The following is a 14964-nucleotide window of genomic DNA, read 5'->3' on the forward strand; positions in this document are numbered from 1 at the left end:
CGGATCGGCTCGATCTTGAGAGCGGCGTTCCCGTCCATGGCGACGACGACACCCCTGCCATGGTCGGGAGACGCTTCCTGGCGCACCACGGAGCCTTCGACGACCCGCAGGTGCTCGGTCACCCGGCCGCGCACGAGACCGGTCGAGACCGGTAGCCCCATCGCCGTCGGCGAGGTGTCCTCGGGCTGAACGTTCGCGAGATCGAAGCGCTGCAGGTAAGAGATCGCGAGCTCACGGAAGACGAAGTCGAGGATCGACGTCGCCGACTTGATCATGTCGTTGCCCTGGACGAAGCCAGCCGGCTCGAAGCGAGTGCCCACGAAGGCATCGACATACTCCTCCAGCGGGACGCCATACTGCAGGCCCAGCGAGACGGCGATCGCGAAGTTGTTCATCATCGCCCGGAAGGCCGCGCCCTCCTTGTGCATGTCGATGAAGATCTCGCCGAGACGGCCATCCTTGTACTCGCCGGTGTGGACGTAGAGCTTGTGCCCGCCCACGCCCGACTTCTGGATGTAGCCGGTGCGACGGTCCGGCATCTTCTCGCGCTCGCGCTTGCGCTCGACGCGCTCGACCACCTTCTCGACGATGCGCTCGGTGACCTGGGCGGCGCGGGCGGCCATCGGCTGCTGGTGGAAGGCCTCGATCGCGTCGTCGGCGTCCTCGTCGTCTTCCGAGATCAGCGCCGAATTCAGCGGCTGCGAGAGCTTGGAGCCGTCGCGGTAGAGCGCGTTGGCCTTCAGCGCCAGCTTCCACGAGAGCATGTAGGCGCTCTTGCAGTCCTCGACGGTCGCGTCGTTCGGCATGTTGATCGTCTTCGAGATCGCACCCGAGATGAACGGCTGAGCCGCAGCCATCATGCGGATGTGGCTCTCGACCGAGAGGTAACGCTTGCCGGTGCGGCCGCACGGGTTGGCGCAGTCGAACACCGCCAGGTCGGCATCTTTCAGATGCGGAGCACCCTCGACGGTCATCGCACCGCAGACGTGAATGTTCGCGGCCTCGATCTCGGCCTTGGAGAAGCCAAGGAAGGGAAGGAGCTCGAAGGTGGGATCGGCGAGCTTCTCGGCCGGCACCTTGATGGTGTTCAGCAGGAAGTCCTCACCCAGCGTCCACTTGTTGAAGGCGAACTTGATGTCGAAGGCGCTCTTGAGAGCGTCCTTCAGCTTCGCCAGCTGCGAGTCGCCGAAGCCCTTGGCACGCAGCGTCGCGGGATTGATCGCCGGCGCCTGGTCGATGTTGCCGTGGCCGACCGCATAGACCTCGATCTCGGCGATCTGGCTCTCGCCATAGCCGAGGGCGCGCAGCGCGCCGGGCACGGCCTGGTTGATGATCTTGAAGTAGCCGCCGCCGGCCAGCTTCTTGAACTTCACCAGCGCGAAGTCGGGCTCGATGCCGGTGGTGTCGCAGTCCATCAGCAGGCCGATCGTACCGGTCGGCGCGATGCAGGTTGTCTGCGCGTTGCGGTAACCGTGCTTCTCGCCGAGCCTGACTGCGGTGTCCCAGGCCTTCCCCGCGGCCTGCGAGAGCGTGTCGAACATGTCGCCATCCTTCTGGATCATGCTCTTGAGCACGCCATGGTCCAGCGGAACCGGCGCAACCGAAAGGCCCTCATAGCCCGTCGAGCGGCCGTGAGCGGCGAGGCGATGATTGCGCATGACGCGCATCATGTTGTCGGCGTTCTCCGGATAGCGGCGGAAGGTGCCGAGCTCGCCGGCGATCTCCGCCGAGGTGGCATAGGCGTCGCCCGTCATGATCGCCGTCAGCGCGGCGTTCAGGACGCGACCTTCGCTCGAATCGTAGGGCAGGCCCATGGTCATCAGCAGGCCGCCGATGTTGGCATAGCCGAGGCCGAGCGTGCGGTAGTCGAAGGAACGCAGGGCGATCTCCGACGACGGGAACTGCGCCATCATGACCGAGATCTCCAGGACGACGGTCCAGAGACGGTTCGAGTGACGATACCCCTTCACGTCGAAGGTGCGGGTCTCCGGGTCGTAGTAGGTCAGGAGGTTGAGCGACGCCAGATTGCAGGCCGTGTCGTCCAGGAACATGTACTCCGAGCACGGGTTCGAGCCGTTGATGCGGCCGCCGGCCGGGCAGGTGTGCCAGTCGTTCATGGTCGTGTTGAAGTGCAGGCCCGGATCCGCCGACGCCCAGGCGGCGTAGCCGATCTTCTCCCAGAGGTCGCGCGCCTTCAGCGTCTTGTGGACCTTGCGGTCGGTGCGGCGGATGAGGTTCCAGTCACCGTCCTTCTCGACGGCGCGCAGGAAATCGTCGCTGAGCGAGACCGAATTGTTCGAGTTCTGGCCGGCGACCGTGTTGTAGGCCTCGGAATCCCAGTCGGTGTCGTAGGTGGCGAAGTCCAGCGCGTTGTAGCCCTGCTTGGCGAACTGCAGCACGCGCTTGATGTAGTTGTCCGGAACAACGTCCCTGCGGGCGTGCTTGATCGCGCGCTTCAGCGGCTGGTTCTTGGTCGGATCGACCTCGAGGCGCCCTTCGCCGTCCTGGGCGGCAGCCATGATCGCGAGCAGGTGCTTCTTGACGATCTTGGAGCCGGTGACGAGAGCCGCGACCTTCTGCTCCTCCTTCACCTTCCAGTCGATGTAGGTCTCGATATCCGGATGATCGATGTCGAGCACGACCATCTTGGCCGCGCGGCGCGTGGTGCCGCCCGACTTGATGGCGCCGGCGGCACGGTCGCCGATCTTGAGGAACGACATCACGCCCGACGACTTGCCGCCGCCCGAAAGCTTCTCGCTCTCGCCGCGCAGGTTCGAGAAGTTCGTCCCGGTGCCCGAGCCGTATTTGAACAGGCGCGCCTCGCGGACCCAGAGGTCCATGATACCGCCCTCGTTGACGAGGTCGTCGGTGATCGACTGGATGAAACAGGCATGCGGCTGCGGATGCTCATAGCTCGATGCCGAGGCCACGAGCTCGCTCGTGAAGGGGTCGACGTAGAAGTGCCCCTGGCCCGGGCCATCGATGCCGTAGGCCCAATGCAGGCCGGTGTTGAACCACTGCGGCGAGTTCGGCGCCGCCATCTGCTTGGCGAGCATGTAGCGCAGTTCGTCGTGGAAGACGTGCGCATCCTCCTCCGAGGAGAAGTAGCCGCCCTTCCAGCCCCAGTAGGCCCAGCAGCCGACCAGTCGGTCGAAAACCTGTGCCGCATTCTGCTCGCCGCCGAAGCGCTCACCCTCCGGGAGCTCTGCCAGCGCCGCCTCGTCGGCGACCGAGCGCCAGAGCCAGGACGGAACGCTCTCTTCCTCGACCTTCTTCAGGCGGGCGGGCACGCCGGCGCGGCGAAAATACTTCTGCGCGATGATGTCGACCGCGACCTGGCTGAAGTTCTCCGGAACCTCCATGTCGCGGGCGCTGAAGACGACCGAGCCATCGGGATTCTTGATTTCGGAATTGGCCTTGCGGAAGGCGATCGCGCCGTATGCGCCCGTCGTCGCCTTGGTGAAGAAACGCTGGAACTTCATGGTGACCTCGTCAGGGTGGCATCGAGCGCCACAAGGATCAGAAATTTCAATCCTTGCAGCTGAACTCGAATCGTTGGTCTGGACAATGACCTTGCATGTCCGATTCGAAAGACAGAACTACTAAATCTTGTGTCGGCTCTGCAGAATGATCAACAGCCCCACTAGGGATTGATGGGCGCGGCAGGAAATTGGAGGGTACCCGTCCACCGAAAATTCGATTTCACATCATCGGCATCGGTGCGGGGGCGAAGAGATCGCCATCGTACATGTCGGCATAGGTCTGCTCCGGGCGCGGCGGTTTCGGCTTGCCGAAGCGCGCGCGGTCATCGAGACGCGTGTAGCGAGCCTCAGCGCCGTAAGGGATCCAGATGGTGCTGGAGACGCCAGGGATCCGCGGAATGGCGCGCAGCTTCGGATCGGTGATCCAGATGAACCAGGCGTAGGCTGTGGCAGTGCTGGCGTCGGGATCCCAGCAGCCCTTCGTCATCGGCACGCGCTCGGAGTACTGGGCGATGATGTCCGGGGCGCAGGGCAGGAAAATTCGCTGATAGCGGTCCTTGCCCTCGACCCAGACGGTACGCAGGAGCATGGCGACGATCTTCGTAGCTTCGGTCAGGGCGCGCTCGACGAATTCGACGGCAAGGTTGAAGGGCGGATTGGTCGCGATGATGTCGACATCCTCCTTGCGCTTGGCGACGTCTGCACCTTCTCCGACATAGCTCCCGAGATCGTAGCCGCGGCCGTAATCGTGGACGTCTGAGGCGTGGACACGCGAGACGTATTCCCGCTGCACCTCGGTCATATGCCCCTCGCCTGCCGCGGGATCCCAAACTGACAGCGACTGAACTGGTCCCGCGCTGCGCTGGAGCACGCCACCACCGAACAAGGGGCGGAACTTGATCAGCGGCAGGCCGGTCGCCTGATCCTTTTCCCGGTCGAAGAGCACGTCCTCGAAGAACGCCCTGGTCGCCCACGGTGGGGTTGGGAAGAAGTCGAGGCTGTCGATCGCCTCATGTCTCTGTGCCATGACCGCATGGGTCGACAGCCCGGAGGACGCGCGTTTGGCCATTTGGAGCTTCGCTAACTGACGGTGCTATCGGAAAGGATTGTTTCTGCGCTCCTTGCAAGCCGCAAACCCCGCACTGCTTCATTCGCAGGGGCGTTGGCGCCTGGCAGCGCGCCTGAATTGGCCCGGCCTATGCCACGATTTCGGGGTAGCCTTCGTGGCGGAACGGAATGTCGTCATCTAAACTTGACGACGGGAGCGTCACACGAGACCGATCGAACGAAGGACCGCTGGCGCCACCGCCATAACCCGCCGAAGCCGGCCTGGGCGAGGATCCGGGGCGAGCCGGCGGCGTCGGCCGGGCCACGCCATTCGCGAGCGAGGAAGGCGCAGGCTGCGGGCGCGGAGTCCCGCCCGCCGGAGGCGCCGGGCGAGCCCCAGGAGGACCAGAACGCTGCGCAGCGGGCGGCGGTGCATTCGCAGCAGTCGAGCGCCCAGCCTCCGCATCCCCGCCATCGTCGGGAGCGCCGGTGTCATCATCAGCCTGGTTCGATTTCGTCGCGGCTGCTGCGAGGCCGCCCAGACCGGTCCGCGGCCCTGGCGTCGACGGGCCCGGGCCCGGCCGAGAAGCCGGCTGGGGCGCGTGCGTGGCGGCTGGAGCGGTACTTGCCTGCTCCGAGGCTCGCTGAGCCGCAGGAGAGCCATTGCTGGAGCTCGCAGGCTCGCGAGCAGGGGTCGCCGTGGACTGCGCCTTGACCACTGGCCGAGCTTCACCGCCGAGGATCTGGACATCGAAGCCTCGGCGAGCAGGAACCGAGACGAACGCTCCCTTGTCGTCATAGTCGAGACGACCCTCGACCTGAATCAGGCGCCCCTCAGAGAGCTGGTCGAAGATCGGCTGGACCAACATCTCCTCGTTGATGACGACGCGGTGCACGAGCTCCGTCTCGTCGTCGAGCGTGCGAATGCCAATCGTGGTGACGCGAGAACGTCCCTGAAGGGCCACCGTAGGTGCGGCATGGATGGCGCCGACGAGGAAGAGCTTGTTCACGGATGGGTAGGTCGTCATGTCGATCCTTGGATCGTTCCTTGAATTGAGAGTCCACGGTCCTTCAAGAGCGCGCCTTCATCAAGGAATTGTGCACCTAGGCATAGCTTGAAACGGCTTCACTGAGAACACTCAGCTTTTTCGTTTCACCGGCCCCCATAGTTTGTCACGACCGAATCCATAGTTTGGTCACGCGCGCCCAATGGCCCCCCATAGTTTGAAACACTTATTTGGCAGTGTTTCCGAGGGCCTAAAATCGGGCGCATACTCCCCCTCGTCGACGTATATTCCGCCTTCGCGGGGCGGCAGAGGCGTTCCTAGGCTGATGGAAATCTGATTCGCGCTCGCGAAGCCAGCCGATGGGCTGTGAAGAGCCTGTTTATGTGGCATCTGGCGTCGTCCCGGCGCCGAATTCGCTCGACACAACGATCGCCAACGCGCCTGAACGGCCCTCTCCTCCTTTAAATGAGGCGCGGAGTGCCCGCGCGCTACGTCAAATCCTGAAATCTGGTGCTTTGAAATTGCTACGAGATTTCCATTTTGAACCCATAAGTTGTCACACAACGAACCCATAGTTTGGAAACAGCGCGCCGCCCCCCACATGGCTCGCTTCCAAGCTTGCTTTCCCAATCGATGTGAACCCACTCGGCCGCGGCCAAGCGGGGTATTGCCGGTTCAAAACGCCGCCTACCTGTCTACGAGAGCGCTTCCGTGAAGCATTCCCCGCCATACACGCGGAAAGCTACCGCCGATCAGTCCCTTGTCGCGGGCGTTTTGAAAGGAATGGCTTCCAGATCCATGTCCTTGCCGCTGCTGATCGCACCGCGCAGCCGCAGAGTGAAGGCATAACATGAAAATAGGCGGATTGATTTTACGGGGAAACCCTGGGTTCAAACCCATAGTTTGTCCCATTTCAAACCCATAGTTTGGAAAGCAGTCCTACGTGCAGCCGCATGCCATCAAAGGGCCATGGCGGGGGCCGTCCATGAGCCTTGTGAGCTCTTCCGCCATCCTGCGGTCAATCAACCTTGCAATCACGGAGTTCAGTTTCGGATTTGGAGGGTAGGTTATTTCGACCGCCCGCTTGGGCCACGGCGAAGCAGTGGTCGACGAGCATCTCTCGGCCAAAGGCGTCGCATCACATTCGGCGCGAACGCTCAAATTCCCCCGTTCCGCAACCAGCGCTTCGAGGGGCCAATAGCTCCGCTGGTGAGGGTGGCCCTTCGGCGCATCGCCGGCACCTGGGCGGACGGCTTGGCGTCGATCAGTCCGTTGTAGGCGCGCGTTTGAAAAGGATTGGCGTCCAGATCCAGGTCCTTTGAGCTGTTGCGCGCCACCCCCAACAGCGAACTGCAGCCATAGTGTGAAAATAGGCGGATTGTTTTTCCAGGGGAATCTTGCGTTCAAACCCATAGGTTGATCCATTTCAAACCCATAGCTTGAAACACCTGCGCCGCTCCTACCTCCGAAATCCGCAATCCCTTTCCCAGCCGTCTCGGCGAAGGTCTCGATTAATCCACCTCCTCGAAGTCCTCCTCATCAACGGCGCGCAGAAGAATTGGGAGCGTCGCTATCTCGGCCGACATCACCCGCTCAGCCTCATAAAGATCGACGTTGCGCTGTAGATTTAGCCAGAACTCGGCACTCGTACCCGTCACCCGCCCCAGGCGCATTGCCATCTCCGCCGTGACGGCGCGTCTCCCATTTACAATTTGGTTCACGGAGAATCGCGAGACCTTCATGGCGAGGGCGAGCTTGTCCTGAGTGATCCCCTCGGCAGCCTGAAGACGATCTCGGAGGACCTCTCCAGGCGTCGGGGGTGGGGCAGCGAGCGAATGTCTGAGACCAGTCTTCATGTTACTCCAAGTCCTGGGTGGATGACGGCTTACGCCGTTCAAACTTGAGCTGTCGCGGGCCGAGCGCGTTGAACCACTGAAATGTGACGTGCCACTTGTCGTCCACGATCACGCCGAACGTGCCCGGACGGCCGCGAAATTTCACCGGCGTTCCGGCGAAACGCAGATCGCTTAGTTGTGTAGCGGCCAGGATGAGGTGGATAGCCTTGTGTGCGGCAACCACAACGTGGGGAGGCGCGCATGTCGAAAAGCGAGTCAGGTAGATCTCTTCTGTAACTTCGTCGGCGAACGGCTCCATGGCCCTGTTCCTCCTTGTCCGCACAAAAACCCTGCCGGGTAGCCGTTGAGGCTTCCGGCAAACGATTTTCGGCAGACGGCGGAGATTGTCCGGTCATGATCTCAAGACCGAGAACCTGATCTCGGGTCGTAATGGGAGAGGTAGTGGGTTCTGCATCGCAGGCGGCACTCGACCAACGAACACGGAACCTTAAACGCTCCTTGATGACCGCGTGGAGCTCTCGAAACAGGTCGATGGGTGCACAGCTCTCCGCGAGCGCGGTGAGCCTTTCAACCATCGCGTCGATAAGCAGCCTTCGTGCCCGGACGGAGGCATCTCTATGCTCGAAACCGTCCGGAACGATCGGCAATGAGAATTCGGAGAAGAGCTCCAGGGTGAGATTAGATTCCCAGAGGTCGCCAATATTGAACACCGGATAGGTGCCGCAGTCGAAATCCCAGACCTCAGGGATACTGATTGGCGGCAACCAGAGACGATACAATTCGGGAGGCGTGATTCGCGCAGAATGCGCCACAAGGTCATGAAAACGCCAAAAAACCTGCTGATTGGGGACGCTGCCTTGCTGCCATGCCTCAAGGTGGCTCAGCAGCTTCCCCGTCAATCCGTTCTCAATGGGGGAGCCCGTCCAGGGCTTCTGCGCAGTCTCGATCGCGCGGGCCGCAGCGCGCGAAGACCAATCTTCATCAGCCAAGTGGTCGCCAGGCCGGAATTCCCGTGACGGTGCAGGGCAAACAAAGGGATTGATCGCGAAAGCCATACCTCGCTGTAATGCACGTCATTACAATCGTCAATGCTGGTTCTCGACCGGGTGTACGCCCGCTTCTCGTTGGCGGCAGGGCATGACCGGCCCGTCGATGAAATTATGTTCGCCTCCTGTTTTGGCACTCAGGGGCGGAGCCTGCGCCACATCCGTTTGGCAAAGCCTGAAACTCAGCCTACTGAACAAGCTCGCGAATTTTCGATTCAAATCCATAAGTTGTCACGGTTCGAATCCAAACCTTGGAAATTCGCGCCATTTTCTTTAGCCGGCTGTATCTGCGGGTGCGCTCAATTTTATCCGGAGCCTCAAGGAGCTTTCAGCCAATGCGCCAGTCAGGCTTCCCTCGCCACTATCGGCAGCGCACCAGCCCAGCTTATAGGAGCGGCATGCTCAACGGTTCGACCCTACGCCCTTCCAAGGGCCGCAATGCAGGAACGCTCCCTGCCGTCGCACCGTTGGTGCTCACGGAGGGCTAGGCGCCCCTCCAAAGCAGCCCGCAGACGACAAGATGCACGGCTCGTCCGTGAGACTTGTGCCCGGCGCTAATCGACCTTCCCCGAGCATGAACCGTTCGTCGGGCGTGAGCTCTGCGAACTCACTCGCTGGAGGCTCCGATGCGCAAGCTCGGAAATTCGCCGGAGACCCTGTCTCCAAATGCAGCCCTGATCGCGGGAGGCATCCGTAATTCGGATCGGTCCTCGCCGTTTTGCTGCCCGATCAAGATTTCGACGATCTCTGGTACGAGCCGTTGGATTTTGAAATCGATACCGAGCTCGGGCGGAAGCGCCCGGTGCTCGCTATGCAGGAAGACTTTGCCTCTGGTCGCATCCAGGACGCCTGGGTCACCTTCCTGCAGTGAATCAGCCTGGCCGGGAGACGAGAGCTCCCGACCAGGCATTCTTGCGTTCTCTCACCGGACAGGCGGGCTCGGGTGCAAAGGGCTGATCATTCTCTCAAGCGCGATCCACGGTGCCTCTGGCTACAAACCAGATCATTCGCCACTATGGATGTGTCGGCTCCACGATCCTCTCAAAGTCGGCGTGACGGTACACTGAGACAGGTTGGGCCTCGCAACTATGCAGCTTCGTATCGCCGTTGCAGTGGCAATTTTCCTTGGCTCGTACCTTCCACTTAGCATCATCCTGCTGGTTCAAGACCTGCAAACCGAAAAGTTCGGTTTGTGCGCTTCATCACTATTGGCCCTTGAGCAGTGGCAATGCGCCGATTTGTTGAAGAAGCCGTGGCGCTCGCTCCCTGCCGTCGCAATCTGCGCTATCGGCGTGGTCGTGACAGCGGCAGCGTTCAGATTGCTGCCCCGTGGTCACACGGTCAAAGTCGTTGAGAGCAAGCACGTTCCTGCCGACTTGATCAATTATGTGATCCCCTACGTCGTCTCATTCATGAGTCTGGATTACGAGCAGACATCGAAGATGCTCGGGTTTGTCGTCTTCCTCGGGTGGATTTTTTGGATCACGTATAAGGCCGGCCAGATCGCGCTGAACCCACTCCTGACGGTCCTTGGCTGGAAGCTTTACGAGATCAAATACACTTTCATCGGCGGCGAAGTGGTCCATGTTGGGCGAATGCTGTCGAAAACCTCGATAAGCGCAGGCCAGAGCTATCGTCAAAATGGCCTACAGGATGTGATGATCGTCACCGACGAGATCTGAGGGGGCGAGGATGACGACGTTACAGGACCTGCAGAGTTTCGACCTGCAGGCAGCCGAAGTGACAGTTTGGGTCTTCAGGAAGCCAAGGACTAAAGGCGAAGTCCAGTTTCGCGGCCGCTGGATCGGGATCACCGAGGACCTCGCAGGCCGGCTTAGGGACGCCGTTCAAACCAATCTCGAAGGAATAACGGAAACAATCGAGTACGGCGTTCTTGCTCAGAACAACGAGGGCAGCGCACTAACCATCGATACGGATGAAACCGTAGCTCATAGAATCGCGGCTCAAATCATGGAGCCGACGGACGGCCTCAAAGTCCGCAACCTCGCCGACTTGAAGGACACTGACTTCTACGTGGCGCGTTTCGCGCTCGCAGACCAGGTTATGCTCGCCGTTCGCAAAACTGATGCTTCCTGGTCCACACGCAAGTCAGGTGGCCTCATCCGGATGGTTTACTCGGATGACGAGCTGGACGTCGACGACGATCCTGCCTTCACGATCCGCCCCGACTTCGACTTTTTCGTTCTGACGGACCGGATCTTTATCCGCAGCAAGCCACGCTTCGAATCTCTGCTGGCCTACAGGGAGGGTCACGAGCGCGTGTTTGAGGAGCTTCGGACGGAAGCGGAATTTGCCGCGATCTTTGCAGATATGGGTCCGCTGACAGCATACGTTGGGACGAACAAGATCCATCTCCGTCGCGCGGTGGCGATCCAGCAGAAGGGCCATTATCGCGACGTTGCATTCATGCAGCGTCTGCGGGCTCAATGCGAGAACATGAACTTGAACATCGCGTTCGATGAAGGAGGGCGGATAGTCGCAACAGTCGAGAGCGGCCGGGACATCTTCATCGCTCTCCTCGATCATCGACTGGAGTCTCGGCTGAGCGCGCAAATGTATGACGTCCCGAGCACCGAGCTCGTTGGTTAGTTGAAGAACCGGATCGGCTACTCCAGTGATCGCCTCCCCTGACGATGCGAATGTTCAGCGGCCGGCGATCGCAACCCCGAATTCATCGCGTTTGACGCGATCCGCCGAGTACGCATTCACGGTTGACGCATGTGCCCGGAGCATTCTCGAAAACGCACTCCGCACCAGGCGGGTTACCGCATTTCTTTGTGAGATCGCGAAAGCCGACGCATTGCCCAGAGGCAACGTGACGATAGCCAGGACCGCCTTTGCAGCCGCAGCCGCGGCAAGGTGACGAGTCGATGATGCAACCTGCCGCCAGTGCTCCAGTTGCCGCCAAGCTGTTCGCCAATGTCAGCGCGACAACTAGCACTAGACGCGCTCTATTCGGCATCCACCTTTCCCCCTCGGCTAGCGGCCGCTGCTACGACTCCAGCAGATTTCCAACAGCGTAATGGCGTCTCACCGTCGGAAATGAGGCGCCCGGAACCCTCATGCTCCACAATCTGTGGGATGGAAAGCGCCTCTTTCTGCTCGGCACGGGCACGGGCCTGGCCCCATTTCTCTCGCTCATCCGCTATCCCGAAACCTATGAGCGCTATGAGGGCGTCGTGCTCGTCCATGGCTCCCGCCAGGTGGCAGAATTGGCTTATGGCGAGCGGATACAACGCCAATTGCCACAGGACGAATTCCTCGGCGACATGATCCGCCAAGAGTTCGTCTACTATCCGACGGTGACTCGTGAGCCGTTCCGCAATCGCGGCCGCATTACCGATCTGATGACCTCGGGCCAGCTCTTCGCCGACATCGGACAAAGCGGCCTCGATCCCAGGCACGACCGCTTCATGCTATGCGGTTCGCCGCAGTTGCTGGCCGACCTCAAAACGATCTTCACGGAGCAGGGCCTCCGAGAGGGCAATCACGGGGAGCCTGGCGACTACGTGATCGAAAAAGCCTTTGTCGAGAAGTAGCTCCCCATGATCCGGCATATCGTGTTCTTCAGCGCCAAGACTCCGGACGCGATCGAGGAGATCCGCCGGGGTCTGTCGATCCTGACGGGCATACCGCATGCGCTGAAGCTTGAGATCGCTGAGAATCGCAAGTCGGATCCAATCAGCTCCGAAGTCGACATCGTCGTCTATGGCGAGTTCGCAGATCACGCGGCGCTGGCGGCGTACAAGGCTCATGAGCTCTATGCCGAAGCCATCAGGCGCGTCCGGCCGTTGCGCGAGCTGAGACTTGCCGCGGATTACGCGGTGTCTGAGGCGACGACCGAACCGGTGATCACGACCCAGCCGTCGACCACCGGAGCTTCCTCGACATAGTTGGCGCTCCGCGCTCGGGCCATTGTCGGTGCCGGCCGAACGGCTGGCGTTTATCCGGCCGGTTTGGACGCGGCGGCAAAAATATGTTCCGCCCCGGGAAACCGGCGCGCGCGGACGTCCTCCGCATAGGCCGACATGGCGGCGTCCGTGGCTGTGGCCAGTTCGGCGTATCGCTTGACGAATTTCGGGCGAAAATCTCCGAACAGGCCGAGCATGTCATCCACGACGAGAACCTGACCGTCGCATGCGGGTGACGCGCCGATGCCGATCGTCGGGATATCGATGTCCCCGGTAAGCTTGCGGGCCAGTTCTTCGGGGATTTTCTCCAGGACGACCGAAAAAGCTCCCGCTTTCGCGACCGCCATGGCATCGCCGTGGATGCGTTCAGCGTCGTCACCGCGGCCTTGGACACGATAGCCGCCAAGCGTGTTCACCGCCTGAGGAGTCAGGCCGATATGAGCCATCACGGGCACTCCGCGGGCTGTCAAGAACCGGATGGTCTCTGCCATCCCGACACCGCCTTCGAGCTTCACCGCGGAACAGCCCGTTTCCGCCATCAGGCGCGCCGCATTCTCGAAGGCTTGTGCCGGTCCCTGCTCATAGGATCCAAAGGGCATGTCGACGACCATCAGCGCCCGATCCAGGCCGCGCCGAACCGCTTTTCCATGCAGGACCATCATTTCCATGGTCACGCCGAGCGTCGACGGCAAGCCGTGCAGAACCATGCCGACGCTGTCTCCGACCAGCACGATGTCGCAGTGAGCATCGGCGAGCCGCGCCATCGGCGTCGTATAGGCAGTCAGGCAGACCAGCGGGGTCCCATTCTTGCGGGCCATCACGTCCAGCGGGGTAACGGCGCTCTTCGCAGTCGTGGCACTCATGGATCTCTCCCTGTTTGATATCAGACATGCAAGGTCGCACGGCGCAAAGCTCCGCATTCAGCGAGGAAGGCTGCCTTCAGCAGGCACTCGTCGTATTCGCTGCGGGCTTCAGAATCGAAGACCAGCCCGGAGCCCACATTGAATGTCGCCTGCCCGGAGGGGCTGAGCGTCAGCGTCCGGATCGCGACATTGAAGCGCGCTTCTCCATTGGGATTGAGCATGCCGATGCTGCCGCAATAGACACCGCGCGGGCGCGCTTCGAGCTCACGGATCACTTCCATGGCTCTGATCTTGGGCGCACCGGTGATCGATCCGCAGGGAAACAGGGCCTGAAGCAGATCGGGAAGCTGTAGACCGGGCCGCAGTTGCGCCTCAACGCCCGAGGTCATCTGGAACAGCGTCGGGTAGGTCTCGACGCTGAAGAGATCCGTCACGCGCACCGATCCTATTTCGGAGACGCGGCCGAGATCGTTCCGCAGCAGATCGACGATCATCAGGTTTTCTGCGCGGTTCTTTTCGCTGGTGACCAGGCTTGCCGCGAAGTGGTGATCATCCTCGGGAGACATGCCCCGTGGCGCTGTTCCCTTCATCGGGCGCGTGCGGATGAGCGAACCTTCTCGCTCGAAGAAGAGCTCCGGAGATAGCGACAGAATGGTCTCGGAACCGAGAGAGACCACGCCGCCATAGGGGGCTGGCTGGCGAGAGCGCAACGCGGCGAAGAGCGCTATGGGATCGCCTGACCATGCCCCGATCAGCGGGAAAGTCAGATTGACCTGATAAACGTCGCCAGCCCGGATGTAGTCGATCACCTGCCTGAAGCGAGCGGCATAGGCATCGAACGTCCAGAGCGCGGAGAAGCTGCTTATGTCGGCGGAACCGCGAACCTCCCCCCAATCAAAGCGCCTCGGTTCGTCGAAGACACCAAATTGAAGCAGGGGCCCGCTCAATGCCGAAGGAAGGGGCGCAAGCCGTGGCTCAAACATGTAGCCCAGCTCATAGGCGGCATAGCCCGCCAGGAAGTATCCTGCGCTCTGAGCCTCAAGCATGGCGGCCAAGGTTGCTGGCACGGCGTCATAGGAATGTGCCTCGAGGACCTGATGACAGCGGGCGAAGCACAGCGTTTCACCCCCATGACGGTCTTCCAACAACACGAAGGGATGAGAGGGCCAGCGGTCAGAAGCAGCGGCTCCGTCAAGCGCACGCTCCTCGCAAGGCAGCTCGGTCGACATCGAAGCCGATCAGCTTCTGGAGACCATGGCAGGAATGGCCAGTGCCGTGTCCGCCTCGTCCAGGATGGAGAAACTGTACCGCCCCTGCCCGTCCCGCTCGACCGCATAGCTCAGCCGGTCGCGGATATGGTTGTCCTGATCGAAGGGCAGGTTGCGCGGCTTCAGCGACGTGAGCTGCCGCTCCTCGACATAGACCGAGTTGCAGATGATGATCTGGTCTCCGGCCTGACAAGTACGGGCTGCGGCGCCGTTCAGGATGCAGCATCGCGAGCCGCGCGCGCCGAGAATGACATAGGTCGAGATGCGCGCTCCCGAATTCTTGTTCCAGATCTCGACGAACTCCATCGGCAGGATTCCGGCCGCCTCGCAGTGATCGGGATCCAGCGTGATCGAGCCGTGATAGTTGAGATTGGCCTCGGTGACATGGATGCCCTGCAGCTTACCGGCGACGATCTTGCGCATCGGTCTCGTTCTTCCTGCTTGAGTGGAGCAACTCCAAGAC

At 61.2% G+C, this 14964-nt stretch carries 11 protein-coding genes and 2 pseudogenes; 5 read left to right on the plus strand and 8 right to left on the minus strand.

Going from position 1 to position 14964, the window contains the following annotated elements; genetic code table 11:
* Positions 1–181: 181 nt before the first annotated feature.
* From ACODTJ_RS25460 to ACODTJ_RS25480, 5 genes and pseudogenes are all read right to left on the minus strand, one after another.
* A pseudogene (locus ACODTJ_RS25460) lies at positions 182–3482 on the minus strand (vitamin B12-dependent ribonucleotide reductase); the annotation flags it as partial.
* A gap of 220 nt (positions 3483–3702) precedes the next feature.
* The gene (locus tag ACODTJ_RS25465; RefSeq protein ID WP_488850702.1) at positions 3703–4551 is read right to left on the minus strand and encodes a hypothetical protein; all 849 of its coding nucleotides are present in this window, start codon (positions 4549–4551) and stop codon (positions 3703–3705) included.
* Positions 4552–4678: 127 nt separating this feature from the next.
* Positions 4679–5557 carry a hypothetical protein gene (locus ACODTJ_RS25470; protein WP_488850704.1) on the minus strand — a complete coding sequence of 293 codons (879 nt, stop codon included), beginning with the start codon at positions 5555–5557 and terminating at the stop codon, positions 4679–4681.
* 1490 nt (positions 5558–7047) lie between these two features.
* A complete protein-coding gene (locus ACODTJ_RS25475; RefSeq protein ID WP_488850706.1) occupies positions 7048–7392 on the minus strand; it encodes a HigA family addiction module antitoxin in 345 nt (114 codons plus the stop codon).
* A 1-nt stretch (position 7393) separates the two neighbouring features.
* On the minus strand, positions 7394–7690 hold the full coding sequence (locus ACODTJ_RS25480; RefSeq protein ID WP_488850708.1) for a hypothetical protein: 297 nt from the start codon (positions 7688–7690) through the stop codon (positions 7394–7396).
* 1466 nt (positions 7691–9156) lie between these two features.
* On the opposite strand from ACODTJ_RS25480, the gene ACODTJ_RS25485 reads away from it, so the two are divergent.
* The 5 genes and pseudogenes from ACODTJ_RS25485 (at position 9157) to ACODTJ_RS25505 (ending at position 12352) form a co-directional block, all read left to right on the plus strand.
* Entirely contained in the window at positions 9157–9309 is a 153-nt protein-coding gene (locus tag ACODTJ_RS25485) for a hypothetical protein (protein ID WP_488850710.1), read from the plus strand.
* Positions 9310–9526: 217 nt separating this feature from the next.
* Positions 9527–10120, plus strand: coding sequence for a hypothetical protein (locus tag ACODTJ_RS25490; RefSeq protein ID WP_488850712.1), 594 nt, complete (start codon positions 9527–9529; stop codon positions 10118–10120).
* Between the two features lie 10 nt (positions 10121–10130).
* Entirely contained in the window at positions 10131–11048 is a 918-nt protein-coding gene (locus tag ACODTJ_RS25495) for a Kiwa anti-phage protein KwaB-like domain-containing protein (protein ID WP_488850714.1), read from the plus strand.
* A 440-nt stretch (positions 11049–11488) separates the two neighbouring features.
* Positions 11489–11998, plus strand: a pseudogene (locus ACODTJ_RS25500) (ferredoxin reductase domain-containing protein); the annotation flags it as partial.
* Between the two features lie 6 nt (positions 11999–12004).
* Positions 12005–12352, plus strand: a complete 348-nt coding sequence (locus tag ACODTJ_RS25505) for a Dabb family protein (RefSeq protein WP_488850716.1) — start codon at positions 12005–12007, stop codon at positions 12350–12352.
* 50 nt (positions 12353–12402) lie between these two features.
* On the opposite strand, the gene panB is transcribed toward ACODTJ_RS25505, so the two are convergent.
* From panB to panD, 3 genes are read right to left on the minus strand one after another with little or no spacing between them, the layout of a single operon-like run.
* The gene (panB, locus tag ACODTJ_RS25510; protein WP_488850718.1) at positions 12403–13233 is read right to left on the minus strand and encodes a 3-methyl-2-oxobutanoate hydroxymethyltransferase; all 831 of its coding nucleotides are present in this window, start codon (positions 13231–13233) and stop codon (positions 12403–12405) included.
* A 20-nt stretch (positions 13234–13253) separates the two neighbouring features.
* The gene (locus ACODTJ_RS25515; protein WP_488850720.1) at positions 13254–14462 is read right to left on the minus strand and encodes an aminodeoxychorismate synthase component I; all 1209 of its coding nucleotides are present in this window, start codon (positions 14460–14462) and stop codon (positions 13254–13256) included.
* 9 nt (positions 14463–14471) lie between these two features.
* A complete protein-coding gene (gene panD / locus ACODTJ_RS25520) occupies positions 14472–14924 on the minus strand; it encodes an aspartate 1-decarboxylase (protein ID WP_488850722.1) in 453 nt (150 codons plus the stop codon).
* Positions 14925–14964: the final 40 nt, after the last annotated feature.

This window comes from Allobosea sp. FG18 (assembly GCF_057809495.1).

Excerpts from the sequence above, each read along its gene's own strand:
- ACODTJ_RS25475 (WP_488850706.1), bottom strand. The coding sequence starts at position 7,392 with ATGAAGACTGGTCTCAGACATTCGCTCGCTGCCCCACCCCCGACGCCT.
- panB (WP_488850718.1), bottom strand. The coding sequence starts at position 13,233 with ATGAGTGCCACGACTGCGAAGAGCGCCGTTACCCCGCTGGACGTGATG.
- ACODTJ_RS25480 (WP_488850708.1), bottom strand. The coding sequence starts at position 7,690 with ATGGAGCCGTTCGCCGACGAAGTTACAGAAGAGATCTACCTGACTCGC.
- ACODTJ_RS25495 (WP_488850714.1), top strand. The coding sequence starts at position 10,131 with ATGACGACGTTACAGGACCTGCAGAGTTTCGACCTGCAGGCAGCCGAA.
- ACODTJ_RS25515 (WP_488850720.1), bottom strand. The coding sequence starts at position 14,462 with ATGTCGACCGAGCTGCCTTGCGAGGAGCGTGCGCTTGACGGAGCCGCT.
- ACODTJ_RS25505 (WP_488850716.1), top strand. The coding sequence starts at position 12,005 with ATGATCCGGCATATCGTGTTCTTCAGCGCCAAGACTCCGGACGCGATC.
- ACODTJ_RS25490 (WP_488850712.1), top strand. The coding sequence starts at position 9,527 with ATGCAGCTTCGTATCGCCGTTGCAGTGGCAATTTTCCTTGGCTCGTAC.
- ACODTJ_RS25470 (WP_488850704.1), bottom strand. The coding sequence starts at position 5,557 with ATGACGACCTACCCATCCGTGAACAAGCTCTTCCTCGTCGGCGCCATC.
- ACODTJ_RS25465 (WP_488850702.1), bottom strand. The coding sequence starts at position 4,551 with ATGGCCAAACGCGCGTCCTCCGGGCTGTCGACCCATGCGGTCATGGCA.
- panD (WP_488850722.1), bottom strand. The coding sequence starts at position 14,924 with ATGCGCAAGATCGTCGCCGGTAAGCTGCAGGGCATCCATGTCACCGAG.